The sequence below is a fragment of the Virgibacillus phasianinus genome (genome assembly GCF_002216775.1).
Classification (GTDB): Bacteria; Bacillota; Bacilli; order Bacillales; family Amphibacillaceae; genus Virgibacillus_F; species Virgibacillus_F phasianinus.
Window position 1 is genome coordinate 433,111 of the sequence record NZ_CP022315.1, and the last position, 26,852, is coordinate 459,962.

At 40.4% G+C, this 26,852-nt stretch carries 24 protein-coding genes and 3 pseudogenes; 9 read left to right on the forward strand and 18 right to left on the reverse strand.

What is annotated here, in order from left to right; all coding sequences use genetic code 11:
• Positions 1-26 precede the first annotated feature (26 nt).
• The 3 genes and pseudogenes from CFK37_RS02180 to CFK37_RS02190 form a co-directional block, all read right to left on the reverse strand.
• Positions 27-1,346: a S8 family peptidase gene (locus CFK37_RS02180; RefSeq protein ID WP_089060365.1), complete on the reverse strand. Its 1,320-nt coding sequence runs from the start codon at positions 1,344-1,346 to the stop codon at positions 27-29.
• A 306-nt stretch (positions 1,347-1,652) separates the two neighbouring features.
• A pseudogene (locus tag CFK37_RS02185) lies at positions 1,653-2,108 on the reverse strand (spore coat protein); the annotation flags it as partial.
• Between the two features lie 437 nt (positions 2,109-2,545).
• Entirely contained in the window at positions 2,546-2,746 is a 201-nt protein-coding gene (locus CFK37_RS02190; protein WP_089060366.1) for a hypothetical protein, read from the reverse strand.
• Positions 2,747-2,935: 189 nt separating this feature from the next.
• Here CFK37_RS02190 and CFK37_RS02195 point away from each other — a divergent pair, with 189 nt between their 5' ends.
• The 3 genes from CFK37_RS02195 (at position 2,936) to CFK37_RS02205 (ending at position 4,287) form a co-directional block, all read left to right on the forward strand.
• The gene (locus CFK37_RS02195) at positions 2,936-3,313 is read left to right on the forward strand and encodes a DUF2642 domain-containing protein (protein WP_245837291.1); all 378 of its coding nucleotides are present in this window, start codon (positions 2,936-2,938) and stop codon (positions 3,311-3,313) included.
• 13 nt (positions 3,314-3,326) lie between these two features.
• The gene (locus CFK37_RS02200; protein WP_089060368.1) at positions 3,327-3,539 is read left to right on the forward strand and encodes a hypothetical protein; all 213 of its coding nucleotides are present in this window, start codon (positions 3,327-3,329) and stop codon (positions 3,537-3,539) included.
• A gap of 208 nt (positions 3,540-3,747) precedes the next feature.
• On the forward strand, positions 3,748-4,287 hold the full coding sequence (locus tag CFK37_RS02205) for a CotY/CotZ family spore coat protein (protein WP_089060369.1): 540 nt from the start codon (positions 3,748-3,750) through the stop codon (positions 4,285-4,287).
• Between the two features lie 84 nt (positions 4,288-4,371).
• Here CFK37_RS02205 and CFK37_RS02210 read toward each other — a convergent pair whose 3' ends face one another.
• The 5 genes and pseudogenes from CFK37_RS02210 to CFK37_RS02230 form a co-directional block, all read right to left on the reverse strand.
• Positions 4,372-5,922 carry a glycosyltransferase family 2 protein gene (locus CFK37_RS02210; RefSeq protein WP_342746753.1) on the reverse strand — a complete coding sequence of 517 codons (1,551 nt, stop codon included), beginning with the start codon at positions 5,920-5,922 and terminating at the stop codon, positions 4,372-4,374.
• Positions 5,900-6,988: a tetratricopeptide repeat-containing glycosyltransferase family 2 protein gene (locus CFK37_RS02215; protein WP_089060371.1), complete on the reverse strand. Its 1,089-nt coding sequence runs from the start codon at positions 6,986-6,988 to the stop codon at positions 5,900-5,902. The genes CFK37_RS02210 and CFK37_RS02215 overlap by 23 nt, the downstream gene beginning before the upstream one ends.
• Positions 6,989-7,062: 74 nt before the next feature.
• Positions 7,063-8,169, reverse strand: a complete 1,107-nt coding sequence (locus CFK37_RS02220) for a collagen-like protein (RefSeq protein WP_245837292.1) — start codon at positions 8,167-8,169, stop codon at positions 7,063-7,065.
• A 364-nt stretch (positions 8,170-8,533) separates the two neighbouring features.
• A pseudogene (locus CFK37_RS02225) lies at positions 8,534-8,968 on the reverse strand (spore coat protein); the annotation flags it as partial.
• 364 nt (positions 8,969-9,332) lie between these two features.
• Positions 9,333-9,530 (reverse strand): hypothetical protein, encoded by a 198-nt coding sequence (locus tag CFK37_RS02230; RefSeq protein ID WP_089060372.1) that lies wholly within the window; start codon positions 9,528-9,530, stop codon positions 9,333-9,335.
• A gap of 229 nt (positions 9,531-9,759) precedes the next feature.
• On the opposite strand from CFK37_RS02230, the gene CFK37_RS02235 reads away from it, so the two are divergent.
• Entirely contained in the window at positions 9,760-10,137 is a 378-nt protein-coding gene (locus CFK37_RS02235; protein WP_089060373.1) for a DUF2642 domain-containing protein, read from the forward strand.
• 13 nt (positions 10,138-10,150) lie between these two features.
• Entirely contained in the window at positions 10,151-10,363 is a 213-nt protein-coding gene (locus CFK37_RS02240; RefSeq protein ID WP_089060374.1) for a hypothetical protein, read from the forward strand.
• 52 nt (positions 10,364-10,415) lie between these two features.
• Here the strand turns inward: CFK37_RS02240 and CFK37_RS02245 are convergent, their stop codons facing one another.
• From CFK37_RS02245 to CFK37_RS02265, 5 genes are all read right to left on the reverse strand, one after another.
• Positions 10,416-11,702 carry a glycosyltransferase family 2 protein gene (locus tag CFK37_RS02245; RefSeq protein ID WP_245837293.1) on the reverse strand — a complete coding sequence of 429 codons (1,287 nt, stop codon included), beginning with the start codon at positions 11,700-11,702 and terminating at the stop codon, positions 10,416-10,418.
• Positions 11,703-11,884: 182 nt separating this feature from the next.
• Positions 11,885-12,880, reverse strand: a complete 996-nt coding sequence (locus CFK37_RS02250; RefSeq protein ID WP_089060375.1) for a glutaminase — start codon at positions 12,878-12,880, stop codon at positions 11,885-11,887.
• A 251-nt stretch (positions 12,881-13,131) separates the two neighbouring features.
• Positions 13,132-13,548: a cupredoxin domain-containing protein gene (locus tag CFK37_RS02255; RefSeq protein WP_089060376.1), complete on the reverse strand. Its 417-nt coding sequence runs from the start codon at positions 13,546-13,548 to the stop codon at positions 13,132-13,134.
• Positions 13,549-13,640: 92 nt separating this feature from the next.
• On the reverse strand, positions 13,641-14,360 hold the full coding sequence (locus CFK37_RS02260) for a lysophospholipid acyltransferase family protein (RefSeq protein ID WP_089060377.1): 720 nt from the start codon (positions 14,358-14,360) through the stop codon (positions 13,641-13,643).
• A gap of 91 nt (positions 14,361-14,451) precedes the next feature.
• Positions 14,452-15,294 (reverse strand): CAP domain-containing protein, encoded by an 843-nt coding sequence (locus CFK37_RS02265; protein WP_089060378.1) that lies wholly within the window; start codon positions 15,292-15,294, stop codon positions 14,452-14,454.
• A 463-nt stretch (positions 15,295-15,757) separates the two neighbouring features.
• On the opposite strand from CFK37_RS02265, the pseudogene mreBH reads away from it, so the two are divergent.
• The 4 genes and pseudogenes from mreBH to CFK37_RS02285 all read left to right on the forward strand — a co-directional run bounded on the left by mreBH (position 15,758) and on the right by CFK37_RS02285 (position 21,141).
• Positions 15,758-16,764, forward strand: a pseudogene (gene mreBH / locus CFK37_RS02270) (rod-share determining protein MreBH).
• A 552-nt stretch (positions 16,765-17,316) separates the two neighbouring features.
• Positions 17,317-18,462 (forward strand): CaiB/BaiF CoA transferase family protein, encoded by a 1,146-nt coding sequence (locus CFK37_RS02275; protein WP_089060379.1) that lies wholly within the window; start codon positions 17,317-17,319, stop codon positions 18,460-18,462.
• 43 nt (positions 18,463-18,505) lie between these two features.
• Positions 18,506-19,699 (forward strand): acyl-CoA dehydrogenase family protein, encoded by a 1,194-nt coding sequence (locus CFK37_RS02280; protein WP_089063513.1) that lies wholly within the window; start codon positions 18,506-18,508, stop codon positions 19,697-19,699.
• The gene (locus CFK37_RS02285) at positions 19,696-21,141 is read left to right on the forward strand and encodes an NAD-dependent succinate-semialdehyde dehydrogenase (protein WP_089060380.1); all 1,446 of its coding nucleotides are present in this window, start codon (positions 19,696-19,698) and stop codon (positions 21,139-21,141) included. Before CFK37_RS02280 ends, CFK37_RS02285 begins: the two co-directional genes overlap by 4 nt.
• Before the next feature lie 88 nt (positions 21,142-21,229).
• Here the strand turns inward: CFK37_RS02285 and CFK37_RS02290 are convergent, their stop codons facing one another.
• The 5 genes from CFK37_RS02290 to CFK37_RS02310 all read right to left on the reverse strand — a co-directional run bounded on the left by CFK37_RS02290 (position 21,230) and on the right by CFK37_RS02310 (position 26,839).
• The gene (locus tag CFK37_RS02290; RefSeq protein WP_089060381.1) at positions 21,230-21,544 is read right to left on the reverse strand and encodes a DUF3870 domain-containing protein; all 315 of its coding nucleotides are present in this window, start codon (positions 21,542-21,544) and stop codon (positions 21,230-21,232) included.
• 18 nt (positions 21,545-21,562) lie between these two features.
• Complete coding sequence (locus CFK37_RS02295) at positions 21,563-22,330, reverse strand: IclR family transcriptional regulator (protein ID WP_089060382.1); 768 nt, start codon at positions 22,328-22,330, stop codon at positions 21,563-21,565.
• A gap of 114 nt (positions 22,331-22,444) precedes the next feature.
• A complete protein-coding gene (locus CFK37_RS02300) occupies positions 22,445-23,611 on the reverse strand; it encodes a saccharopine dehydrogenase family protein (RefSeq protein ID WP_089060383.1) in 1,167 nt (388 codons plus the stop codon).
• A 49-nt stretch (positions 23,612-23,660) separates the two neighbouring features.
• Complete coding sequence (locus CFK37_RS02305) at positions 23,661-25,160, reverse strand: aldehyde dehydrogenase family protein (RefSeq protein WP_089060384.1); 1,500 nt, start codon at positions 25,158-25,160, stop codon at positions 23,661-23,663.
• A gap of 50 nt (positions 25,161-25,210) precedes the next feature.
• A complete protein-coding gene (locus CFK37_RS02310; protein WP_089063514.1) occupies positions 25,211-26,839 on the reverse strand; it encodes a thiamine pyrophosphate-dependent enzyme in 1,629 nt (542 codons plus the stop codon).
• Positions 26,840-26,852 lie beyond the last annotated feature (13 nt).

The window sequence follows — 26,852 nt, forward strand, 5'->3', positions numbered from 1 at the left end:
GGTAATTGGTTTCAACTTCATTTTTCCTATTCATTATTAATTACTTTCTGGGCATCCAAATACCCTGCTCCTTGTACATAGGCCGGCAGACCTCGGTCGACCGATCCCTGCATTAGTTGTTGTTTCACTTGATCCGGGGTGTATTCCGGATATGCTTGAAGAACAAGGGCGACTACGCCAGCACAGATGGGAGTTGCCATTGATGTGCCAGATAAAGAAAAATAATTCTTTTCAACCCGGCTTGATTTCGATATTTTATCAAGGTAAGATCCGGGCGCCCTTAGAGAAATAATATTAGCCCCGGGTGCCAATAAATCCGGTTTTGACTCTTCCCCACATGTCGGTCCCCGGCTTGAGAAAGATGCCACTTCTTCATCAGCACGATCAATTGTGTTTTGGTCATCGATTGCCCCAACTGTTACAACCTTCGAGCTGATTCCAGGAGTTGCAATTGTTCTTTGATCAGGGCCCGCATTACCAGCAGCGACACAAACTACAATGCCGCTTTCCCATGCCTTATCGACAATTTGAACAAGTGGGTCATTACAGTCAGACTCATCAGCCTTTGCTCCTAAAGATAGGGAAATCACATCAATTTGGTGTTCTTCTTTATGGTCGATACACCATTGAACACCAGAAACAATTGTGGAAAGTGATCCCGAACCCATTTGGTTGAGTACCTTCACACCAATAACACCAGCCTCCGGAGCAGGACCACAGTATTTTCCATCTGAAGAAAAACCATTGCTGACTGCATCTCCAGCGCAATGTGTTCCATGTCCATTGTCATCATAAGGATCTGTTTTATTGTTAATGAAATCCTTAAAGGCAATGATTCGGTCTGCTGGCTGCGTAAGGTCTTGATGTGGATGAATGCCCGTATCAACGATTGCAATGTTGACATCCGATCCAGTTAAACCTTGTTCGTTCAATTGTTGGGCATGAATAGATGGAGAAGCAACATCCAACAGAGCCTTAACCTCTCTGTCATAATACACTTTCTTAATGCTGCAATCGTTAATCATGAGTTTCTCAATTGCGGATGCTGTAACAACTGCTGAGCAGCTGGATGTGCTTTGGAAGTGATGCTTTATCTGTGATCTGAATTCAGGCTTAACTAAATCCTGAATCTTTTTTAATGAGGAGTCTAAAGAAACAGCCTCTTGTTCGAACTCAATAATTATCGGAAACTTTTTCGTCTTTTTTAACGCCTTCTCGATTGGACGGTGTAAAAAACAAGGGATACGACGGAAAGGGCGATATAAATGAAGTAATCTTTGACGCATCTCCTTATCAAACTTTTCACTGTGCTGCCGAGTAAGTTTAATCATAGAAAAACCTAACATATCTATCACCTCCTTTTACTTACATTCTATGAATTAAAATATAAGTAATGGCGGTGTTTGTAGCAGTACTAGCAAAAAAGGCGCTTGTCTGTTAGATAGATATAGCAGAGGATACATTAAGGAAAAGTGCGTGGTGGGGTGTAGCGTTCGTAGTGTTCATTGCTTATGACTGCAGCTTCTGGGTGCTAGAGCTAGACATATTTTATACATTCTTATCTTTTAAAGTAAAATCAAAAAAGGCCACTCCAAATAGGATATGGCCTTTACTTTAGTGGGGTATTTTACTATTTTGCACACATTGTGTTTCTATAAAACATCTAGTCTAACAACCAATGCAATTAATATCTGTAATAGGATTTGGATATTCACTGCAATATCTGTATCAGTTGTAGCAACATTTACGCCACGTGAATTCTCAATATAAACTTGCTGCTTATTCACCTGGGCAGATTTCAATTTCGCATACAGATCTTGTGTTACTTCGTCAGCCTGCGTACTATCTGCAATTGATATGCTAATAACGATAGCGATAGCAACTTGAAGCGCTACCTGAACATTAAGTGCTGCCTGGGTATCTGTTGTTGATACTTCAACATCACATGAGTCTTTTATAACGATGCATTCAACAGACTCCTGGACGTTATTCAATGTTGCGTCTGCGTCCTGTTCCACTGTGGCATCAGTATCAAAAGGATGATGACTTGTAGGGTCTAGTGCACTCCATTTTTTTGGTTCTTCACACCATTTATTGCACTTTTCGTCATGTTCAAATTTCTGGTAACACGAATCGCAGCAATGATCCGAGTTATGACATTTGTCACATGAATCATAATCCCACTCTGATTCGTAACGGTTGTCACATGAGTCATAATCTGATTCTGATCTGTAACACTCGTCACACTTGTCATCATATCTAGGTTTGGAATATCTATCTACCATCATGGATCTACCCCGATTACGTCTTGCTCTTCTTTTTGCTTTTGACATATAATTTTTCCTCCTTCTTGTCGTTTAAAATATTCTATGTAAAAAGTTTAAAAGAGTAAGGGTGATTGTCTCATTACGGAACACCTATTTTTAGTAGGAAAAGTTGAATCAGCTTTACAACTTAACCAGACACACTGGAAACCCGGATAATTAAGCACATTACCCGGGTTTCCAGCTCAAGTTAATGATAACAACCTTCTATAGTTAAATAACTATGAATCATTACTTTCTTTCTTATCCTGATTTAATGACTCCACACTCTTCCTTAGGTTATTAACCATATTTTTAAGTTCCTCTTTTTGCTTATCGTCTAGTTTTTCCGGTTCTAACTTTATTCCATGCTTTTTTAGTGTTGAATCCACGAGCAGATCAATAACATTCCCTGATAAGTTCTTATTTTCCTTATTACTCATTAAATCCACCTCCAGCTACTTGGTTTATACAGTATATTCCCTGGATAAGTAAGCGTGCTATAGATTATAGTCTAGGACGGCTTTTATAGGATATTGGTGGAATTATCTATTACCGAAGTATATGCCCTTACAGATAAATCAAATCGGCATAAAGTAAATAGAGAAATATTATAGAAAGGATGAATATTGTTGGCACTAACAAATAGACAGACAACCCTGCTTGGGTTGCTCAACCAATTGTCACAAAACCTATCCACAAATTCCGGTTTAAACACAGATGTTTCGCTTGATTTACCGGGATTAGACGTCGATGTTGATATCGGTGTAGGAGGCGGCAATGGCGGGGGAACTATTCCAACGCCCCCACCTACTACGCCTACTACACCGACAACACTCAGAGAAGTTTTAGTAGGCTTAGTCAATGAACAAGTTCAGGTCACGACTCCCTTTGGTCCAGTTACTGGAACATTGCTAGTCGTAAAAGATGACTATATCGTCATTATTGAAGCTTCCGGAGATCAAGTCCTAGTTCGCATTGATAAAATCGAACTTGTTAGTGAAGTATAAAGGAGGGATAGTAATGTTTGCAGAAACTTTTGCTGCCGAACTTGCATCACGTATTGGTTCGGGCGTTGAGGTGGCTACAGATAGCAATTTAATAGAAGGGATTCTCTCAACTGTTACAGCGGAACTCGCTCTAGTCATTGATGTTAGCAGCGGATATGGACAGAACACCAAACTGTATATCTCAGTAGATGCTATTAACTTTGTTCGTTTCCCTACAGCAGCATAAACTTATATTTTGCTCATTTAAATACTCTGGTTATTAGATCAGAGTATTTTTGTTATTTCAGCCCCTGGGAAGTCCATTCTTCACCAATCACGCATTTCCCAAACCATTATGCAACCCATTTTTGGATAGTCTAGGACTTCCATACAAACTCTTATAGACGCCCTACATATATTAATAGAGAATAAAAAAGCGATAAGGAGGTTTTTTTATGGGTTGTAACAAACACAAAGAAACTGTTAAACCAAAACCTACATCCGATGATTGCTTAAGTAATGAGGTCAGAAACATTATAAAAGCACAGAATGAAATGTTTAATGACGGATGTGCCAGTTGCGATCGCTCCATCCAACAACTGCGTGGTAAAGAAACTAAACTAGGTCCCTTAAATAACACTATTCCATTTATCCTGTACTGTGCGGGAACCTGTGAACCATTTATAGGAAGCGGCGTATTTAAGGCATCTGAGGAAGATACTGATGGAAAAGCTTTTTTTGGATGTGTAGAAACACCAATTTTTCGAGCCAAGCAATTTGTTAAAAATAGTGATTGCTGCGTAAAACTGGAGTTACTATTACCCGTTTCAGATGGATGTGAGGTTAGATCATGTGATGATGTCAGCAAGATTTGTCCTTTCTTCCCGGAGGATGACCCGATAACAGACTTTATAGCTACCGGCATTTGTCTGACAGTTAATTTAAGACACTTTCTTGGTATTACCTGTTTAGACCCAATTTGTCCAATACTGTAGGGATGGCCAATAACACCAAAAATATTCCATATTAAAAGACCAAATCCAATTCGGATTGGTCTTTTTTTTTGGTATTTCAATGCTTTATTCTTTCCAGCGGATTAGGTTTGGATGTTCATCCAAAATAGACTGATATTGTTCCGAATTGCCATGAATCGATTCGGGATCAAGAGCTGAATACCGCCGGAATTTTTCTAGGCGAATATCTGGATTTGCCCAGCCAAAATGCTGTAAGCGAAGGTTAGATATACTATTGGGAAGTTCATAGATGTTTTCCGGAAAGCGTCCACAATGTTGAGGGGTATCCTTCCACTTCTGTACAAACCCTTCCCGGTGACGCACTAAGAAAGGACGATAAGTTAAATGGGCTCGCCATAGTGCATCCTCCCGGTAGTGCGTTGAGTTCCAAAAGTCATATAATCGAAAACTAAAAACATCGAATTTTGTTTGTTGAAGCAGATCATGTATTTCATAAGCAAACCTTTTTTCAAAGATTTCATCAGCATCAAGATTTAAAATCCAATCGGGTTCTTTTTTTATTGTTTCCGCCCATTGCTGTTTCCGTAATTCAACTTCATTGGCAAACTTCGAAATTTGATTCTCAACTGTGTGCACTGGAATCCCATTAAGAACATCTAGACATAGTTCCAGCGTATCATCTGTGCTTCCATCATCAATAATGACTGCTTCATCGATGTATTTACGATGTTCCTTCAAAGCATGTTTAAGAAAGCGATCACTTTCGTTTTTCACAACCATAGAAAGTGTCAGCTTAGCCTGATTCCCTGTTATGACATTTATATCAGGAAGGGTACCTTGATGTTCATTTTTAAACTTATCAATTCCTTTAAGATCATCTTTACGGTAGATATGATAGGCTGGAACATGAGTATCTACGTATAACGAAATTCCCATAGCGGCTGCTCGAACACAGAAGTGACGGTCCTCCCCCCAGAACGAGAGGTTCTTGATAGGGTTAAAGTTAACCCCGATTGTGAGTGCCTTTTTACTGATTAAGGTACACGCACCCAAACCACCAACCTCATATAAACCTGGAATTTTAAGCATAGATAAAAAACTTTGGTATCGGATAGCAATTTCCTTATCAGAAAGCTCCTCACCGCGTTCCTGATGCCATTGCCCATATTCGTCAACTAACCAAACTTGTGGTTGGGGTTCTGATACAGGCTGCCATTTCGTCCAGAATACTTCGGAAACGATGTCTTTATCGGCCTTCACTAAATATTCCATCGTCATAGGATGCAGCACTAAATCAGAGTCAATTAAAAATAGATAATCATATTGTTCTTCCACAGCTTTTTTGATAATCCTATTTTTAAAATTAGCTACTTTCCAGACAAGTTGTTCATTCCAGTAATGGGTTTGATCATCACAAAAATAATCATCCTCCTGTTTCGATTGGTAAATAGTTACTCGTTCCCTATGTTGCTTAAAGTCAAGAAGCAGCTCTGTAGCCTTTTCATCGTTGTTATCATCAACAAAGAAAAAATCAAGGTCGAAAGAGTCACTTTTTAGACCTGTCAACGACAATAAAAACTCATTTAAAATTTCTGGTTTTTGATGGACGGGGGATCCTACCAAAATTCGCTTTTTATTTTTCTTCATCATCACCACGTCCAATTAAAGGCTCCAAATACTTCTTATTGTATAAAATGAGCTGGTCGTCTGGTCGATATTGGCGAGCTAGTTCATTATGATGATAAGCCAAATTATATTCACCTATGCGATCATAACAAACACAAAGCTGCAGATGGGGCAGCCAAGTTGAACAGGCAAGATTGACTTGCCCAAGGGTATCTCTTGATTGGTTATCTGTAATGAGTTCATACCAAAATATCGCTGTCCGGAGTTCGTTCTTTTGCAAAAAGTGATACCCTAATCGGCAACAGAACTCTGGGCGTGGTCTATCATATTGGAAGGACCTCAATATCGAATTGAATTCCAGTTCATGTCTCCCCAACTCCAGGTAACAATCAGCCATTTTTCCGCATGCGGCTATATTGTCCTCCACCCAACCCTTTCTGGTCTTAAGGAACTTTTCATAATAATATATAGCTCTTTCATACATACGATGATCCATCAGTTCGTTTGCAAAGTAATACAAATCACGAGTTGAAAGTTCTTCTCCGTGAGACAATCTCTTCTCGTAAATATTAAGATTTCTATCCGTGTCGTGGTGCTCACTTTTATGAATAACTGCTATTTCGCTATTGAAAATATTACCTCCTACTTCAAGGTATTCATGGACGGCACCAATCCATTGAAAATTTCTTTCTCTTTTAACCAACCGATTCCTTTTTAGAGTGGATGTTACATTTCCATATTCATCAAACGCAAGATAATAATCCATTGTCACGGAATCAATCGATGGGTCAAGTGTTTCCTTTAATTTAACAAATTCCTGTTGACCCTCTTGCGTTAGAACATCGTCTGCGTCTAACCAGAAAATATAATCCTTTGTTGCATGTTGAAAGGCAAAATTTCGTGCTTTAGCGAAGTGATCAACCCATTTGAAATCAAAAACCTGATCTGTATATCGACGGGCAATTGATTTAGTTGAATCCGTCGATCCAGTGTCAACAATAATGATTTCATCGAGAAAATCCTTTGCTGAATCGAGACATCGCGCCAGAACATCTTCTTCATCCTTTACAATCATACAAAGGCTTACCGAGACCATAAAATCATTCGCCCCTTCCATATTAAAGGTTATGACGCATAAAATGAATCATAACCCATGTGATGTTAATCCCGCTAGCTAAGTTTAGTTAACCGTATGGAGGCATTAATAATCGTTGCCCCATCAGAGGTTGTAACAAGTGAGTCTGATGTGGCTCCAACATTACGAAGTGTTAATGTAGAACCACTCGGTATCGTTAAAATAGCAAGACCCATAGCCAATCTTGTTGTATTATTCTGACCACCAATTTGGCCGTACCGGGTGGAGGGTTGAACTGAACCATTTAGGACTGTTGCGTAGGCTACTGAAGAGTTGGAACCACTAATTAATACATTAACTTCATACAATATTTGGTAACTCCCACCATCTGCCACGGTGATTGTCGGGGTTCCAGATCCATGGGCTACCCCACCGGCTAACGGACCATTTGTGCTGAAGGTTACATCTCCACCAGAAGCTACTGTTTGTGCTCCGGTGTTGAAAACATAACCATAGGCCGAGGAGAAGGTTCCTGTGGCTCCGGTTGCTCCTGTGGCTCCTGTCGCCCCGGTTGCTCCGGTTACCCCAGTTGCTCCTGTGGCTCCTGTTACTCCTGTAGCCCCTGTGACTCCGGTGGCTCCAGTTACTCCTGTAGCCCCGGTTACTCCTGTGGCCCCGGTTGCCCCTGTTGCTCCGGTGGCTCCAGTTACTCCTGTAGCCCCGGTTATTCCTGTGGCCCCGGTTGCTCCTGTGGCTCCGGTGGCTCCAGTTACTCCAGTTACCCCAGTTGCTCCTGTCGCTCCTGTGGCCCCTGTGACTCCGGTGGCTCCAGTTACTCCTGTAGCCCCGGTTACTCCTGTGGCCCCGGTTGCTCCTGTTGCTCCGGTTGCCCCTGTGACTCCGGTGGCTCCAGTTACTCCTGTGGCCCCGGTTACTCCTGTGGCCCCGGTTGCCCCTGTTGCTCCGGTGGCTCCAGTTACTCCTGTAGCCCCGGTTATTCCTGTGGCCCCGGTTGCTCCTGTGGCTCCGGTGGCTCCAGTTACTCCAGTTACCCCAGTTGCTCCTGTCGCCCCGGTTGCTCCCGTGGCTCCGGCACCCCCACCTCCAATAATAATCTTTATCATAATATCGATTAAAAACTGCGTTAATTGTGTATTTAATTCATTATAAATATTTTCAGGATCACTTTTTTTCCTGTTCACCAATTTAATCTACCCTTTTAAATGAGATTGTTAAAGAGTAGTATATACATACAAAAAAATTAGGTGCTATAAATAAAAAATTTAAAAATCACACCATAAAAAGGAACTTGGTTTTTCACCTATGAGTGATTTATAAAGTACCGATTTTCCACCTCCTTCCAATATCTATTAACTTATACCCACCTCTTGATGTTTAGACTATCTATGTCACTTACAGTTTTCATATAAATTCGGGCCTCTATTGCTTGTTTTAATATCAGGAGGAACCGCTCTCAAACAACAAAAAAGCCGCATTCCCAAAGGAAAGAACGGCTTTTTTGATAAATCGTTATTTAACTTAAACCAGCAGTCTAGTTTCTTTCAATTATAAAATGTCTAATCTAACAACTAATGCAATTAATATTTGTAATAGAATTTGGATATTTACCGCGATATCTGTATCAGTTGTAGCTACATTTACGCCACGTGAATTTTCAATATAAACTTGTTGCTTATTTATCTGACTGGATTTTAGTTTTGCATACAGGTCTTGTGTAATACTATCTGCCTGCGTACTATCAGCAATCGATATGCTAATAACGATTGCAATCGCAACTTGCAGCGCTACCTGAACATTAAGTGCGGCCTGCGTATCTGTTGTTGATACTTCGACATCACATGAGTCTTTAACAACGATGCATTCAACAGACTGTTGAACATTGCCTAGCTTTGCATCTGCATCTTGAACAACTGTGGCATCAGAGGCATCAAAAGGATGATGATTTGTTGGGTCTAATGCACTCCATTTTTTTGGTTCGTTGCAGCATGGATCACAATGATGCTCGGACTTATGGGACCTATCGCATGAGCGATAATCCGATCCCGATCTGTAACACTTGTCACACCTATTATGATAACTAGGTTTGCAGTATCTATCTTCCATCATGGATCTACCCCGGTTACATCTTGATCTTTTTCTTGCTTTTGACATACAATCTCTCCTCCTTCTTGTCGTTTAAAATAGCTTATGTAAAAAATTTAAAAGAGTAAGGGTGATTGTCTCAATATGAAACACCTATTTTTAATAGGGATGGTTGAATCAGAATTTTACATACAAAAACCCGGGAAATTAATGAAAAACACCCGGGTTTTACTTTTAATCAGTAGTCAGATAACTATTACTCTTACTCTTTGTTCTCTTTCTTATCTCGCTTTAATGCCTCCACACTTTTCGTAAGGTTATTAACCATATTTTTTAATTCTTCTTTTTGTTTACCATCTAACTTCTCCGGTTCTAACTTTACTCCATGCTTTTTTAGTGTTGAATCAACAAGCAGATCTATAACATGACCCGATAAGTTCTTGTTTTCCTTATTACTCAATAAATCCACCTCCATAACTTGCTTTTCTATAGTATATTCCTAAGCCAAAGAAGCGTGCTATAGATAATAGTCTATTCTTTAGTTAAGAATCACGTCATTTACGCTCTTTTCTTGCATTCCCGATTACAGGTTATTTGTGGAATTATCTACTAATGACTTAAGTGCCCTTACGGGTAAATGGATTCAGCATATAGTAAATAGTGAAATATTATAGAAAGGATGAATATAGTTGGCACTAACAAATAGACAGACAACCCTGCTTGGGTTGCTTAACCAAATGTCACAGAACCTGGCCGCGAATTCCGGTCTAAACACAGATTTTTCGCTTGATTTACCGGGATTAGACGTCGATGTTGATATCGATATAGGAGGCGGCAATGGCGGGGGATCTACTCCAACCACACCACCTACTACGCCTACTACACCCACAACGCTAAGGGAAGTTTTAGTAGGCTTAGTCAATGAACAAGTTCAGGTCACGACTCCCTTTGGTCCAGTTACTGGAACATTGCTAGTCGTAAAAGATGACTATATCGTCATTATCGAGGCTTCTGGAGATCAAGTCCTAGTTCGCATTGATAAAATCGAACTCGTAAGTGAAATATAAAGGAGGAATAGTAATGTTTGCAGAAACATTTGCTGCCGAGCTTGCATCACGCACTGGCTCAAGCGTTGAGGTGGCTACAGATAGCAATTTAATAGAGGGGATTCTCTCAACTGTAACAGCAGAATTAGTCCTAGTTATTGATGTCAGCAGTGGCTATGGACAAAACACCAAGCTGTATATTTCAGTGGACGCTATTAACTTTGTTCGTTTCCCTAGAGCAGCATAAGATTATATTTTGGTCTTTAAAATACCCTGGTTATATAACCGGGGTATTTTCTTTAGTTTGATTTAAGTATTTTTATAAATTCTTTCCACTTTGCGTCGTTATTTTTTGTGATGCTTTGGCTGTGTTCCCGAACATTGTAAACAGTAAAATCGTGATAACGAAAGCGGGAGTTTTTTATTAACCGGTTCAACACACTTACATCTTCATATAGCCTCCCATTCTCAAACTCAATAACTGGAAAGCCTCCCTCTTTTTTAAAAATTGATGTTCGATATATTCTCGGCCCAAGAGGAAAACGATACGCTAATAAATCCGTTGTGCCGTTGACTGCGACTCCTTTGGCAATTCCTTTAAAAAGGACATCGTCGGCTAATTGCTTCCATTTTCTAAGATTCCCATACAACACAGAAATATCCTCGGGCAAATCTGATAAACAGCCTTTAATGACCGAACAAGCATCAGGGTCAAGCCAATCATCGGCATCTAGCTCCAATATAAACTCAGACTCCACGTGTGGCAATAACTCATTTAACGCACTAGCTTTCCCTTGGTTCTCTTTTTTAAATACTTTCACCTGTTTTCTGTTGTCCCATTGTTGAAGTTGTTGATAGGATCTATCCGTTGATCCATCATCAATGATCAGCACTTGCTCAAATTGTTCATTTTGGAGTAGGCAGGAAACAACAGCGGTCTCTACATAATCCTTCATATTATAAGTTGAAATCAAAACGGAAATGGACGGATGTTTTGTTTTAGTCTCCGCTAATTGGTATTTTTGGGTAATTTTTTCTTTTTCACTAGTATTTGCAGAACTACTCTTCCATGCCTGCTTTACGAAGTTATCTTTAATTAGTTGGTGAGAGCTCGCTACATTTCCAAGCCAAGCGGGAAATAGCGCCTCCTTAAACGGAAGTTGCAGATTTGACAGGAACTTTTCCTTTTTAAGAAGAGGGACGAGGACTAACAATGGTCGATAAATAACAATGTTTCGACTATGGTATGAGGTTGTTAATACTGTTTTTCCTTTGGGAATCTGCAGGGAGTCGGGCTGTATAGTTTGGGAAAGGTAGTCTGTGTCATGAAGAAATAATACATAAGGAGTGGTTAATTTGTAGATAGTATCGTTCAATAGATGCCCTGGCCCGTTACCCTCAATAGTTATAAATTTAATTTCAACAAACCACTCGCATTCATCAATCACATTCAAAGGGATTTCTTGTTCATGCAAAACGACAATTGAGTTTAATCTGGAATTGATTCTTTTTAAAGAGTTTAAGGCTTTATATAATATTGCCTTGTCGGAATAATGAACTAAAATGGCGGTTATATCTTTCAACATCAAGCGCCTCGTTTCATTTATAGACTTCCTAACATTTAGGTACTACATAATTATGATTAAATAACGATTTTATACCTCCTTTAAGTAGTGGTTTATTATCCAAAAATTTTAGAAAGTAGCTCCGGATAGATCCATCCAGTTATTCGGCTACTTTCCCATTTAAGTTCAGACGTTTTAGCTGATTAGAAGATACTCAAATCCCATTGTTTCGCAATATGTCGTAACAACCGGATGCCCGCAATACTATTACCTTTATCATCCAACGCCGGCCCGTAAACTCCGATTCCACAACCTTCTAAAAACGGCAGTTCCTCGTCACGCACACGTGCTGGTGCAGCAGCAACTATTCCACCTGAAACACCACTCTTTGCAGGAATACCAACATATGTTGCAAACTTACCAGAGGCATCATACATCCCGCAAGTTAGCATGAGCGCCTTGGCAATCCTTGCTTCCTGCCTTGGAATGATTTCCTCTTGCGTATCAGGATTAATTCCATCATTTGCAATAATCATGCCTATCTTCGCAAGATCATCAACCGTAATTTCAATGGAGCATTGCTTGAAATACGTATCCAACGTTACATCCAAATCAGATTCAAGAAAGTTTGTTTCCAACAGATAATAGCCAATTGCCTTATTCCGTGTAGATGATTTCTTTTCAGATTGATAAACTTCCCCATTAATCTTTGGGCGGTAGCCAATCATTTTTTCCAATAAATCCAGAATTGGTCCAAGTTTATCATCAGAGGTTTCACCCTCTAAAATCGATGTAACTGTGATCGCTCCCGCATTAATTAACGGGTTAAATGGCTTCTTAAGCTGCTTCATTTCCAAATGCATGATTGAATTAAATGCTTCGCCGGCGGGCTCAACATCCACCCTGTCAAGCATATAGGCAATACCACGTTCCACACAGCCAACGATGAAGCTGATTATTTTCGATATACTTTGCAGAGTAAATGGAATGTCAACGTCCCCGGAACGTATCACCATGCCATTTCTCCCTAAAATTGTTATACCTAAATGATCCCGATTCGCTTCCGCTAAAACCGGAATATATGAGGCCACTTTACCGTCACTAGTGTGTTTTCGATAGAAAGAAACCCAATCGTCTACATAATTTTGCAGCCATTCCTGACTTAATTCCGTATTCCAGTTAGCAGCACCTTGAACCATACGTATCACCTCTTATTTATTATTATATTTAGGATTACCATATACTTTCAGAATATCATTTACTAAACGGCTCTTTTTATATTAGGAGTCTAATTGAAAAAAGGCAACCATAAGCATTTTATTTATCCGAATTACCTTATCTCGAATATTTACCACATAAAAAAGTTTGTAAACAACTAGCGCTTATAAAATACGACGATAAAAATACCCCATCAATCGTTAATGATTAATGGGGCACAAAACGTATATCATTACTTCACAACTAATGTGGACATCATATCACTATGCCCTTCACCACATGGCACACTGCAGTGAATCATATATTCACCAGGCTCATCAATAGTAAAAGTTGCCTTCCCTTCACCTTCAATATTTACATCTGTTCCTTGAATTTGAAGACCATGTTTCCCTTCTTTACTTGTAAGCGACACGGTAACTTCTTTGCCAGCTGGAACTGAATATTCCTCTTTGTTGAATTGAAAATTTGTTGCGGTTATGTCCAAGTTGGTCTTCGCTGCTGAATCGCCTGAACTGTCTGCAGATTGTTCCGTTTTATCTCCCGAATCTCCATTACCAGAATCATTTGATGATTCTTCGTTACTGCTTCCACATGCTGCCAAAATTAAAATTAAGCTTAACAATAGTGCTGTTACAAGCGCTTTTTTCATATGACACCCTCCTCTAAAATGTATATCCTACAGTAAAATATTTCCTTTACCAAAAGATGTAAAACGTTTTTAGAGGGAATGTCAAAAATATGTCACAGCATTTTTTGCAGGGACTTTTCAATAGCCGACTGTAGTTGTTCAGCCAATTCACTGTGCTTCTTTTCTTGATACACTTCCGGATAAATTGGATCCAGAATTTCCATCGTAATCGTAGACCCTTTCACGCGGCCGTTACCCTCTTCCAGCATCTGGTAGGTTCCATTAATCGCAATTGGCACAATCGGAACATTAGCCTTGGTTGCCAAACGCAGACTCCCTGATTTAAAGGTATTTAAATTACTTTTGCGGCTTCTTGTACCTTCAGGAAAAACAACAAGGGAATGCCCGTTCTTTAAATTTTTGATTCCTTGATTAATTGCACGAACAGATTGTCTTCGATCAGAGCGATCAATGAATACGCCATGCATTAGTTCCATCCATGTACTTATAATAGGAACTTTTTCTATTTCCTTTTTTGCAATAAAGCCGAGTGGTTTTCCTGTGTAACCAATAAGTGCCAGAATATCAAATAACCCCTGATGATTGGCCACAAAAAGAACCGACTCATCCGGCAGCTTTTCCCGTCCCGATACATGAACATCTGTCCCGGTAAGTTTTATTACCCTCGTGGAAACCAGCTTTGGTGCTTCAAATAAAGCCTTTTCCGCTTCCTTGGTGTTCTTTTTAAATAACTTTTTTCCTTTATGTATTTTCAAACCACATTGTAAAACAATCAGAATTGCCCAAAAGTAAATCCACACACTTCGTATCATATAATCACCTCTGTAACCATTATACGATGATTTCATATTTTTTGTACAAAAAAAAGAGATTAGCAAGCGCTAATCTCTTTGTCTATTATTCTTATTTTCCGATGAATTCCTGTGTCCAGTAGTTACCATCTGCAACATACCCCACACCAATATGAGTGTAGTCAGGATTAAGGATATTCTCGCGGTGTCCCTGACTGTTCATCCAGCCATTTACTACTTCTTCCGGTGTACGTTGACCTCTTGCAATGTTTTCACCAGCGCTCTGGTAAGTAATACCATATGATTCCATCATATCAAATGGAGAACCATAGTTTGGGCTTGTATGCGAGAAGTAGCCATTTGTTGACATGTCTTGTGACTTATCACGAGCCATTTTACTTAATTCAACATCAATTTTCAATGGTTCCAAACCACGTTCCTCACGTTCATTATTTGTCAATTCTACCACTTGCTGTTCGAATTCATTTAATTGGTCGGACTGAGCCTGAGTTTGTTCCTCAGCCTGTGGTTGTTGCTGGGCCGGCTGCTGCTGTTGTGCAGGTGCTTCAGCCTTTGCTGGTGCTTCTTCTTTTTGTTCTGCTTGTTTAGGAGCTTCTTGCTGTTGTTTTGGCTGTTCTTTCGTTTGCTCCTGAGACTGTTCTTGAACTTGTTCTTGTTTCTCATTATTCTTCTGTGGTTCTGCCTGTTTATTATTCTGAGTTTGGTTATTCGAATTCACTTGGTAGTTTGCAAAACAATTTTGCAATAATTTATTAAAATTACCATCTAAATTAGAAAAACCCTCCCCATTAATAGAATAATAAACTTTATAAAATTGTTGCTGCTGGGTTTGATTCTGATCTGAAGTTTCTGCAGCATCAACTGTATTTGTAAAAGCACCACCAAGAAGCAATGCTGTAGACATTGTTGTTACAATACCTAATTTCTTGAACATATTTGTTACATCTCCTTTGTGTCGTGTTTTGTCTTGCAAAATTATCATAGCACGGGTTTTCTTGTAATATATTTGGCAAGCCCTTCCATGATAGATTCAGAACCAGCTATTTTTGGGTAAAACCTATTAAGCAAAGGGTTTTAAATAGAAATAACTTATCCTTTTTTGGAAGATGTTCATTTTAGTGGAATAATCTACTAAAAAATCAGTCTTGACACACTTTACTTTTCTGAAAAATATTACAAAACGTGACTATTTGTAACAAAAATGATAAATATCGCGATTAATAGATTAGAAGGAACAAACATCACCTAGGAAACCTTCTAGATCAATGGTTTTAGTTCTTTTCACACCTAGTATTATTACTTTAACCAATATTTGTAAGGTACTTACCTACCCCCATAAATCATGTTATAGTATAGAAATGCTATAATTGAAAACTGTCATCATTGGAGGAGCTAATATGTTATCTAATGCAGAAATTGGTATTGACCTAGGTACTGCTAATATACTTATTTATTCGAAAACTAAAGGTATTGTTTTAAATGAGCCATCTGTTGTGGCTATCGATATTAATACAAAAAACGTTGTTGCCGTTGGATCTGAAGCCAAGGAAATGGTTGGTAAAACACCACAAAATATTGTGCCTATCCGCCCGTTGAAGGATGGGGTAATTGCTGATTACGATGTCACTGCACAAATGCTGAAAGAATTTTTGAAAAAGGTCAGCAAAAAAATGGGACTTTCCATGCGAAAACCAACAGTTGTTGTGTGTACACCTTCAGGAAGTACTTCCGTTGAAAGAAGGGCTATTCATAATGCGGTAACAAGCTACGGTGCAAAACATGTTCATTTAATAGAGGAACCTGTTGCTGCAGCAATCGGAGCAGACTTACCGGTTGACGAACCAATTGCGAACGTAGTCGTCGATATCGGGGCGGTACCTCTGAAGTCGGAATCATTTCATTTGGTGGTGTTGTTTCCTGCAATTCCGTACGCACCGGCGGAGACAAAATGGACGAAGAAATTATTCAATATATTCGTAAACACTACAACATTTTAATTGGTGAACGGACTGCAGAGAACATTAAAATTGAAATTGGTTATGCGCACCCGGACCATAAGGAAGATAACATGGAAGTACGCGGCCGAGACATGGTTACAGGTCTGCCTAAAACGATAACAGTGTCATCAACTGAAATCCATTCTGCCTTAAAAGAATCACTTGAACGGATATTAGAAGCGATTCGTGCAACATTAGAAAACTGTCCTCCAGAGCTTAGTGGTGACATTGTTGATCGTGGAATTGTTCTAACCGGAGGCGGATCATTATTAAATGGAATGAAAGACTGGTTAGCAAAAGAAATTATCGTACCTGTTCATATTGCACCAAACCCACTTGAATCCGTAGCAATCGGAACAGGCCGAGCACTAAAAATGATATCCAAACTCCAAAAAGCCGCTAAGTAGGAAGAAAAGCGAAGGCGACTGCTTAGAAGCGGACGCATAAGCAAGGAACCGTAGAACGCATGGTTTTGGCGTTCGAAGTGTTCATTGCTTATGACGGCAGCTTCTAGGAGCCGCAGCTGGACAATCGAAAAGCGGAGTGGGCTTGTCCAGCGACGACAAGCATAGTCAAGAGACCGTAGAGCACATGGGTTTCGTGCTCGGAGTGTCTATTGACTATGTCTCGAGTCGCTAGCTCACGCAGCTGGACAATCGAAAAGCGAAGGCGACTGCTTAGCGTACAAATGCAGGATCAAAAAATTTGATCCTGTTTTTTTGCGAAAAACGTTTACATATAATTCTGAATATAATAGAATAGAAGATAGTAAGAATCATGTTAAAAACGCACAAACGTTTATGTCACATGATCGGTTATCATTATTCTTAACTGTCTAGTCTGTTTACATGCCAATTCCAGGCAGGTTCCAGCAGATCATGAGCCAGTTCAAGTTGACTTACAGCAAGACTGTGGTCAGTTTTGAATTGGCTTTTTTTAATGGAAAGGAGTGAGTTAATTTGGCTGGTGCATTAGAGCATATCAAGGTGCTGGATTTGTCTCGTGTGCTTGCAGGCCCATACTGTACCATGATTTTAGGTGACCTTGGTGCTGAAATTATTAAGGTAGAGGCCAAAGGAGGAAGTGATGATACCCGAAGATGGGGACCTCCCTTCCAAAACGACGTAAGTGCTTATTATTTATGTGCAAATCGAAATAAAAAAAGCATTACAGTTGATTTAAAGTCTGCGGAAGGTATTGAAACGATTAAAAAACTTGTAATTGAAAGCGATGTCATTATTCACAATTTCAAATCGGGTACCATGGACCGCTTTGGACTGGACTACCAAACACTTGCCGAAATCAATCCCCGGCTTGTCTTTTGCTCAATTACTGGTTTTGGTGAAACTGGTCCTTTTAAAGAAATGCCTGGCTATGATTTCATTATTCAGGCGATGAGCGGACTTATGAGTATTACCGGTGATGAACAATCTGGTCCACAGAAACTCGGGATAGCGATTACGGATATTCTAACAGGATTATATGCCTGTATTGGAATACAAGGTGCACTGCTTGAACGAACAGTTTCCGGTAAAGGACAGAAACTGGATTTGTCACTCTACGATTCAGCGGTAAGTTCTCTTGTTAATATCGGCAGTAACTATTTAATGTCAGGCAAAATCCCGACAGCACTTGGAAATAATCATGCCAATATTGTCCCTTACCAGACATTTGAAACAAACGATGGACAAATGGTAATAGCTGTTGGAAACGACAAACAATATAAAGCTCTATGTGCAGTTTTAGAAAAACCGGAACTTGCTGATGACGACCGTTTTAAAACAAATCCTGATCGTGTTGAAAATCGGAATGTATTAGTACCACTGTTACAGGAGGCTTTTCATAAACAGTCAACAGCCTTTTGGCAAACAAAGTGTCAAGAAAAGGGCATCCCGTGCGGTCCAATACAAAACATTGAAGAAGTAACGAATGACCCACAGCTGCAGGCAAGAGAAATGTTCATTGAAAGTCAGCATCCAACTGCAGGGAAGGTGAAAATGATTGGCAGCCCATTAAAACTGTCGCGTACACCTGTTATCTATAGACACCATCCCCCTCTTGCGGGTGAACATAATAATGAAATACTTGCTCGATATAGTAAATAATCCTGGCTTCTGCCTTTTAAAAAAATCTAATGGAGATGATCTGATGAATTTTGATTTTACAGAAGAACAAAAAATGCTGCGCAACACGGTACGAAATTTTGTTGATAAGCAAATTATGCCATATATTGCAGAATGGGATAGAGAAGGAAAAGCTGACCCAGCTGTTATGAATAAACTTTCAGAACTTGGCCTAATGGGTGTATGCATTCCCGAAGAATATGGTGGAAGTGGAATGGACTATAACTCCCTTGCAATTGTTTGTGAGGAGCTGGAACGAGGTGACACCGCTTTTCGTACGGCTGTTTCCGTACATACGGGATTAAACAGTATGTCACTGCTTCAATGGGGCGATGAAGAACAAAAACAAAAATATCTTGTACCACAGGCTAAAGGTGAAAAGGTTGGTGCATTTGGGTTGACGGAACCTGGCGCTGGGTCCGATGTTGCATCATTAAGTTCCACAGCTACCAAGGAAGGCGATTATTATGTTCTAAAGGGACAAAAAACATGGATTTCACTCTGTGATACCGCTGACCACTTTCTAGTTTTCGCCTATACTGATAAGTCTAAAAGGCATCATGGGATTTCGGCATTTATAGTGGAACGGACATTTGATGGATTCTCTTCGAAGGCAATAAAAGGGAAACATGGAATTCGTTCTGGAAATACTGGCGAATTATTTTTTGACAATGTAAAGGTTCCAAAAGAAAACCTTTTGGGTAAAGAGGGAGACGGTTTTAAAATTGCAATGGCATCCCTTGATAATGGCCGCTTTACGGTGGCGGCTGGTGCTTGCGGCCAGATTATGGCATGCCTTGAGGCCAGTGTAAATTACTGCCATGAGCGCGAAACGTTTGGTAAAGAAATCGGCCGCCATCAACTCGTACAACAAATGATTGCGAACATGGAAGCTGGTCTGCAAATGAGTCAATTGCTAGTTTTCCGTGCTGGAGAATTAAAAAACCAAGGAAAACGAAATACCCGCGAAACATCCCTTGCAAAATGGCAGGCATGTGACTTTGCCAACAAAGCAGCTGATGATGCTGTACAGGTTCATGGTGCTTATGGTTATTCAGATGAATATCCTGTCGGGCGGTATTTGCGTAATTCTAAAGCTCCTGTTATCTATGAAGGAACACGCGAGATTCACACGGTTATGCAGGCTGAATATGTTCTCGGCTACCGTAAAGATAAGCAGTTAAGCCACATGCTTCCTGCGTGGGAGGGTAAAGAATGATTGATAAATATATCAATAGTATTTTTATAGATGGAACCTGGCAAGGGGCCGAAACAAACGAAATGGAAACAATCTACAATCCCGCAACACTTGAGGCAATAAGTGAAGTTTCTTATGGCGGAAAGGCTGAAACGGAAAAGGCAGTTCAGGCAGCGTCAAAAGCATTCGAAACATGGGGTCAAACAACTGGACGGGAGCGGTCCAAAATCCTATATAAGGCTTCACAAATTATGCTTGAGGAAGCAGACCGTTTGGGTGAAATATTAACAACTGAACAGGGAAAACCCCTTAAGGAAGCTACGGGTGAAGTAAAGGGGGCGGCCAACTTTTTATTATGGTATGCGGAAGAAGCAAGCCGGGGTTATGGTGAGTTAATCCCCTCTTCTGTTAAATCTAAACGGCTGATGGTTACACCTCAGCCTATCGGGGTTATTGGAGCGATTACACCTTGGAACTTCCCAGCATCTATGATAACCAGAAAAATTGGCCCAGCGCTTGCTGCAGGTTGTACCGTAGTACTTAAACCATCGCCTGAAACGCCAATATCTGCTATAGAAATTGTGAAAATTTTGGAGCGGGCAGGCTTACCAAAGGGCGTCGTCAATCTGGTCACAGGTGATTCAGAAGCAATTGGTAAGGTAATGCTAACGGACAAAACAGTACGCTTAATTACATTTACTGGGTCTACTGCGGTTGGAAAATATTTAATGCGGGAAAGTGCCAATCATGTGAAGAAATTATCACTGGAACTAGGTGGGCACGCACCAATTATCGTATTTGATGACGCAGATCTTGAGAAAGCCGCTACTCTTTCCTTAGGCAGCAAGTTCAGAAATAATGGGCAGACATGTATTTGCGCGAACCGCTTATACGTTCATGAATCTATACAGAAGAAATTCACGGAAGTATTAACCGAAAAAGTAAAGGAGTTACAGATCGGTAATGGGCTTTCAGGTGATCCAGACCTTGGACCATTAATTAACGAAAGTGCTGCCAAGAAGGTTCAGTCCCATTTAAATGACGCCGTGGAAAAAGGAGCAAACATCGTTACTGGTGGATGTAAATGGAATGGTGATTTAGCTGGTTATTTTTATCAGCCGACTATTTTATCGGATATAACGGACGATATGGTCATTATGAATGAAGAAACATTTGGACCTGTCATCCCAATTCAAAGTTTTACTGATGAAGATACCGTAATTCAAAAAGCCAACAACACGGACTATGGCTTGGCTGCGTATATTTTCACCGAAAAAACAAGTCGTGCCCTTCGTGTATCAGAACGGCTTGAATATGGAATTGTTGGTGTAAATGACGTTTTTCCATCTCTTCCAGAAGCACCATTTGGTGGTATTAAACAATCCGGTATGGGTAAAGAAGGTGGCCATCACGGAATGCATGAATTCCTGGAAATGAAATTTGTCTCTATTTCAATTGACTAGGTTTTGATTTTGGAATTCTCTCCCGATTTCGTGGTGGTGTGTCCTGCATATAATAAATGTCCTGCCAAATAATTTTGGTAGGACATTTTCATGTGCTGCTGCTATATTGTTCATACTGTTTATACAAATCTTTCAGGGCCGAAATTAGTGCATTACCGGCCTTTCCCAGATAATGGATACTAATTTCATCTACTGGATGTTCAATTCCATCCTTTAAACTGTGTCCACGCAACAATTGCTGGACGAATTCTCGTCCATGAAGCGTTGCCAGTGTACAGCTTGCTGTAACAATCACACCATATTTCTTGTCAACTTCAGCAGTTATTGTTAATGTATCATAAATACTTTTAGCAGCCATTCCTGATGGCAGTTTTGCGTGCCCAGCAATAAATATGGTATTCATCATATTTGCTCCCTCATGTTAGATTGTTGACTTGTAACCAAGTTTTCCAGATATTCTTTCAGCAGTTTTTCTCGTTTTTCCCTTTATTACTTGTAAATTATCACCCTCAAAGTGACTGGATAAACCGCTTACTGTTAATGCTGCGATAACTTGTCCACGATAATTATACAATGGATATGAAATCCCTGTAGTTTCCAGGTCCTGTTCCCCGATACTGTATGCATAACCTTCTTCGCGAATGACTTGTAATTCCTTTTGAAGTTTCTTTTTATCAACCGTGTGATTTTCATCAATTGCATATAATACAGCATCACCCAGTATTTCTTCCCGTGTTGCTTTTTCCATAAATGCCAATAATAGTTTTGGCCCAGAGCCAATATAAAGCGGCGAGCTTTTCCCGATCCTGGTATATAGGCGAAGTGCCCGAGTACTATCGACTTTTTCTATATAGGTAGCTTCTTTTTGATTTGCGATAACAATATGGATTACTTCGTTAATATCCTGTGCCAATTCCTCCATTAATGGTAGTGCAATTTCTCTAATTTCCAGTTGATTTGAAACTAGATTACCTAGTTCAAGCAACTTTAAACCCAGCCTATACCGACTGTCTTGATCGCTATCTTTTGTTTTTTGTAAAAATCCGCTTTCCACCAATGCTGAAAGGAGCCTGTAGGCCGTTGGTTTTGGTAAATCAGACCGTAAAGCAACTTCTCTTAATGATAATTCTTGTATGTCTTCTGTAAATAAATCAAGCAGCTTTAGCGCTTTAATTACACTCTGATTCATTCGTTAATTCCCCTTCATGCCACTGTTTAGAAAATTACCCCCCTACCCATTATAAGTAGGGGGATATATCTGAAGCAACAAATCGATTACGATAATAATAACCATCTGTTCCAGTTATATTTTCACATGTGCTTTAGTGTTTGATTCATGAATCATTACACCGCGTTTTGCCATTTCTTTGATGTATGTGTCACCCGGAACAATTCGTTCTGGTGGATATACACCTGATTTAGTAATTGTACCATTTCCAATCATTTGTGCCACTACCGATATAGTGTTTGCTGTAGCACGTGCCATGGCTGTTACGTTATGCTCACGGTCTTTAAAAGTTGTCATTTCGTAGTCATATTCCGCCGGAGCACCGTCTTTATCGCCGGAAACTTTTACACGAAGTAAAACTGCGTCATCTTTATCCTTTAAATCAACAATTGGATCCAGTACTTTTAACAATACTTCACGTGGACTGACTTTTTGCCCGTTAACATCCACCTCATAATCCATACGTGTCAGATTAAGATCTACCAAAAGTTTAAATTTTTCAGCGTGGCCTGGATAACGTATGGTTTTGTATTCCAGTGTTTCAATATCCGGATAGGAAAGTGATAGGGTAGATGTTCCTCCTGATGTATGGAATGCTTCGAGCGGACCAAATTTTTCAAAATGAACTGTTTCCACTTCGGTTAGAGACTCCACTTCTTGTTTAATTCCGTTACGGACAATAAGCGATGGATCCGTATAATGATCAAATACACCTTCCATGGAGAATACATGGTTATATTCAAATGGAGGTTCTGGCCGGACTGGGATTCCACCAACAAATATTTGGATAGATTTTAATTTGTCGACTTTTCCAGCACCATGACCTGAAAGTATATTGATCATCCCTGGCGCTACACCTAAGTCAGGAATCAATGTTACGCCTGCAGCTTTTGCTTCATCTTGGAGTGCGAGAACTTTATCTGTCATGTGGCCGATATGCCCCCCCAAGTCAACAGAACTTACACCAACCTGAATAGCGGTCTTTGCTACTATTTCATTGAACGAATAAAACAATGCATTGATAATAACATCAAACTGGCTCATATAGTCGGCAAGATCCGCTATGTCACTTGCATTTACTTTATATGCAGTAAGTTTATCAGAATTCAATTGGTCACACACTGCCTGTGCTCGCTTAATATCAATATCCGCTAAACCGACCGCAGTGACACCTTCATTTCCCACCAAGTCACGAGCAGCTTCTTTCCCCATTAAACCAGAACCAAGTACACCTATCTTCATCCAATCACTCCCTGTGAAAAATTTTAAATTTGATTTATCTATCTAAAATCTATTCCACGTCGATTTGAGCGCGTTGCAGTTTCCCGCTGTAATCAACGTAAACTGCTTTCCACTCAGTGAACACATCAAGTGCCTGCACACCAGAATCACGATGACCATTACCTGTACCCTTTGTTCCACCAAACGGTAAGTGGATCTCAGCACCTGATGTTCCAGCATTCACATAGACGATACCTGTGTCAAGATCGCGCTGCGCTTTAAACACTTGGTTTACATCCTTTGTAAAAATGGAACTTGATAAGCCATATTCAACACTGTTGTTGACCTCTATAGCTTCATCAAAATTTTTAACCGGTATTAAGGAAACAACTGGGCCAAATATTTCTTCATATGCTATACGCATATCTGCTTTAACATTTGAAAATAGTGTTGGTGCGAAATAATTTCCATTTGCATGCTCACCGTCTTCCATTACATAGCCGCCTGCGAGCAGTTTAGCACCTTCCTCCTTACCAATTTTCATATACTTTTTAATCTTTTCTATTCCTGCTTTATTAATGATTGGACCTACTTTGATTGATTCATCCAATCCGTTTCCAATTGTGAGCTTTTCCATTTCTTCTAGTAATCTGCTTTCCAGTTCATCTTTCACTTTTTCATGAACGATGACACGGCTGCACGCCGTACAACGCTGACCACTTGTGCCAAACGCGCTCCACAGAATGCCTTCAACAGCTAATGATAGGTCTGCATCGTCCATAACGATTATTGCGTTTTTCCCGCCCATTTCAAGTGAAACTTTTTTCAATTGGCGACCACATTCTGCCGCTACATTGCGTCCTGTTTCATTAGACCCCGTAAAAGAAATGACTCGAATATCGTCATGATGCACCATTGCCTCGCCAACTGAAGAGCCGGATCCAAATACAACATTTACCACACCTTTAGGTAATCCTGCTTCTTCTAAAATCTTCGCAAGCTCGTATGCCAAAATTGGTGTCTCCGTAGCGGGTTTCCATACCACTCCATTCCCAGCAACAATTGCCGGAAATGACTTCCATGTGGCAATCGCAATTGGAAAATTCCATGGGGTTATTAAGCCAACAACACCAATTGGTGCACGGACACTCATCGCAAACTTATCCTTCAACTCTGCTGGGGTTGTTTGCCCAAACATCCTGCGCCCTTCGCCAGCCATATAAAATGCCATATCGATTCCCTCTTGGACTTCTCCACGAGCTTCCTCGATTACTTTTCCATTTTCCATTGTTAATAACTGGGATAGACGTTCTTTGCGCTCCCGCATAATACTTCCTACACGGTATAGAACTTCAGCACGCATTGGTGCAGGAACCAGGGCCCACTCTTTTTGCGCCTTTTTAGCTGCTTTTACCGCATGATCAACATCTGTTGCATCTGAAAGTGGTACTTCTACCACGGTTTCACCCGTTGCTGGATTAATCACCGGTGTTGTTTCCCCTTTTGCTTCAACCCATTCACCATCGATATAGTTTGATAGTTTTTTTACGTGTAAAAGTGTTTCTACCATGTAAATTACCTCCTAAAATTATTATCTATATTGGTTAATAGATTACTTTTTTAGCGGTCTCTCAGCTGTTGAATCGTTGAAGAGACCGAAATATTTTCCTGCCCCGTTATTATCTCTATTACGGTTGGCCCCTGATTATGAAGGGCTTTATCCAGAGCACGTTCAAACTCTTGGGCCGTACTTACTGTATAACCATTCGCCCCAACACTTTCTGCTAGTTTGCTAAATGAAACATCCCCCAGATTAGTTGCCATCACCTTTTTCGGGTAGTGGATTTCCTGGTGCATGCGGATCGTTCCATACATATTATTATTAAAAACAAGACTTATTACCGGAATCCGGTATCTTACAGCAGTCTCGAGTTCGTTAGCAGTCATCATAAATCCGCCGTCCCCTGATAGGGAAACAACTGTTTTCCCAGGTGACCCCAGTTTGACACCAAGGGCAGCCGGCATACCATACCCCATTGCCCCTGATGTTGGCCCTACATAGGTTTTGGACTTTATGAACGGATAAAACGAGTGAAGCCATCCGGCGAAATTACCAGCGTCGTTCGTTAGCACGGCATCCTTTGGCAATCTTTTCTCCAACAATGCAATTATTTGTTTGTTAATCACATCTTCATTTGTTGTACTTAGTTGACTGATTTGTTTGTATGCTTCATTACGCTCCCTAGCCCAATTCCCCCATGATCCGGAACAGGTAATGTCACGCAGTTTTTTTAAAGCTTCGCCACTATCAGCTAGGATTCCTAGTTCCGGTGCATATACTTTCCCTAGTGATGCATAGTCAATATCGATATGAATTAGTTTCTTGTCAGCAGTAATGACTTTATAATCCTGCGTGGTGACCTCTGATAGCCTTGTGCCTATAGCCAGGATAACGTCAGCATCCTTAACTGTCTGCAGCACTTCCTTACTTGTTCCAAGACCCAGGTGACCACCATACAGGGCATGATTATTTGGAAATACGTCATGCCTTCTAAATGCCGCTATAACGGGTATAGAGAATTTTTCTGCAAATCCTCTTAATTCATCTTCTGCCTCGGCAGATTTAACACCCCCGCCTGCGATAATTAGCGGATTTCTCGCTCCGTTCAACATTGTTTCTACCCGTTCAATTTCCTCGTTTGATGGAGCGGGTTTTGGCATTATGGTCGGTGGACCAAAGGACATTTCCTCCTCAGCGGGAAGAACATTTTCTGGTAACGAAACAATAACTGGACCTGGTCTTCCCGTTTTGGCAATACGAAACGCCCGTTGTACAATTTCCGGCATACGTTCAGTGTCATTCACCTCGACAGCCCATTTGGTAATATGACCAAAAAATTGATCCAGGTCAATTTCCTGAAAGCCCTCTCTCCCCCGGAACTTACTATGTACCTGGCCCAAAAATACGACCATTGGAGTGGAGTCCTGATATGCTGTATGGACGCCAATTGATAAATTAGCTGCGCCAACACCTCTTGTCGCCATTACCACACCAGGTGCTAATGTGGCCTTTGCATACCCTTCTGCTATAAAAGCAGCCCCACCCTCATGTCGCGCTGCTACTACTTGAATCGAATCCTCATCATGTAAGGCATCAAGTAACGGCAAATAACTTTCACCCGGTACACAGAATGCACGGGTAATACCCTCTAATTTCATACACTCTACAATTGCTTGTGCCCCGGTCATCTTCCTTTTTCCT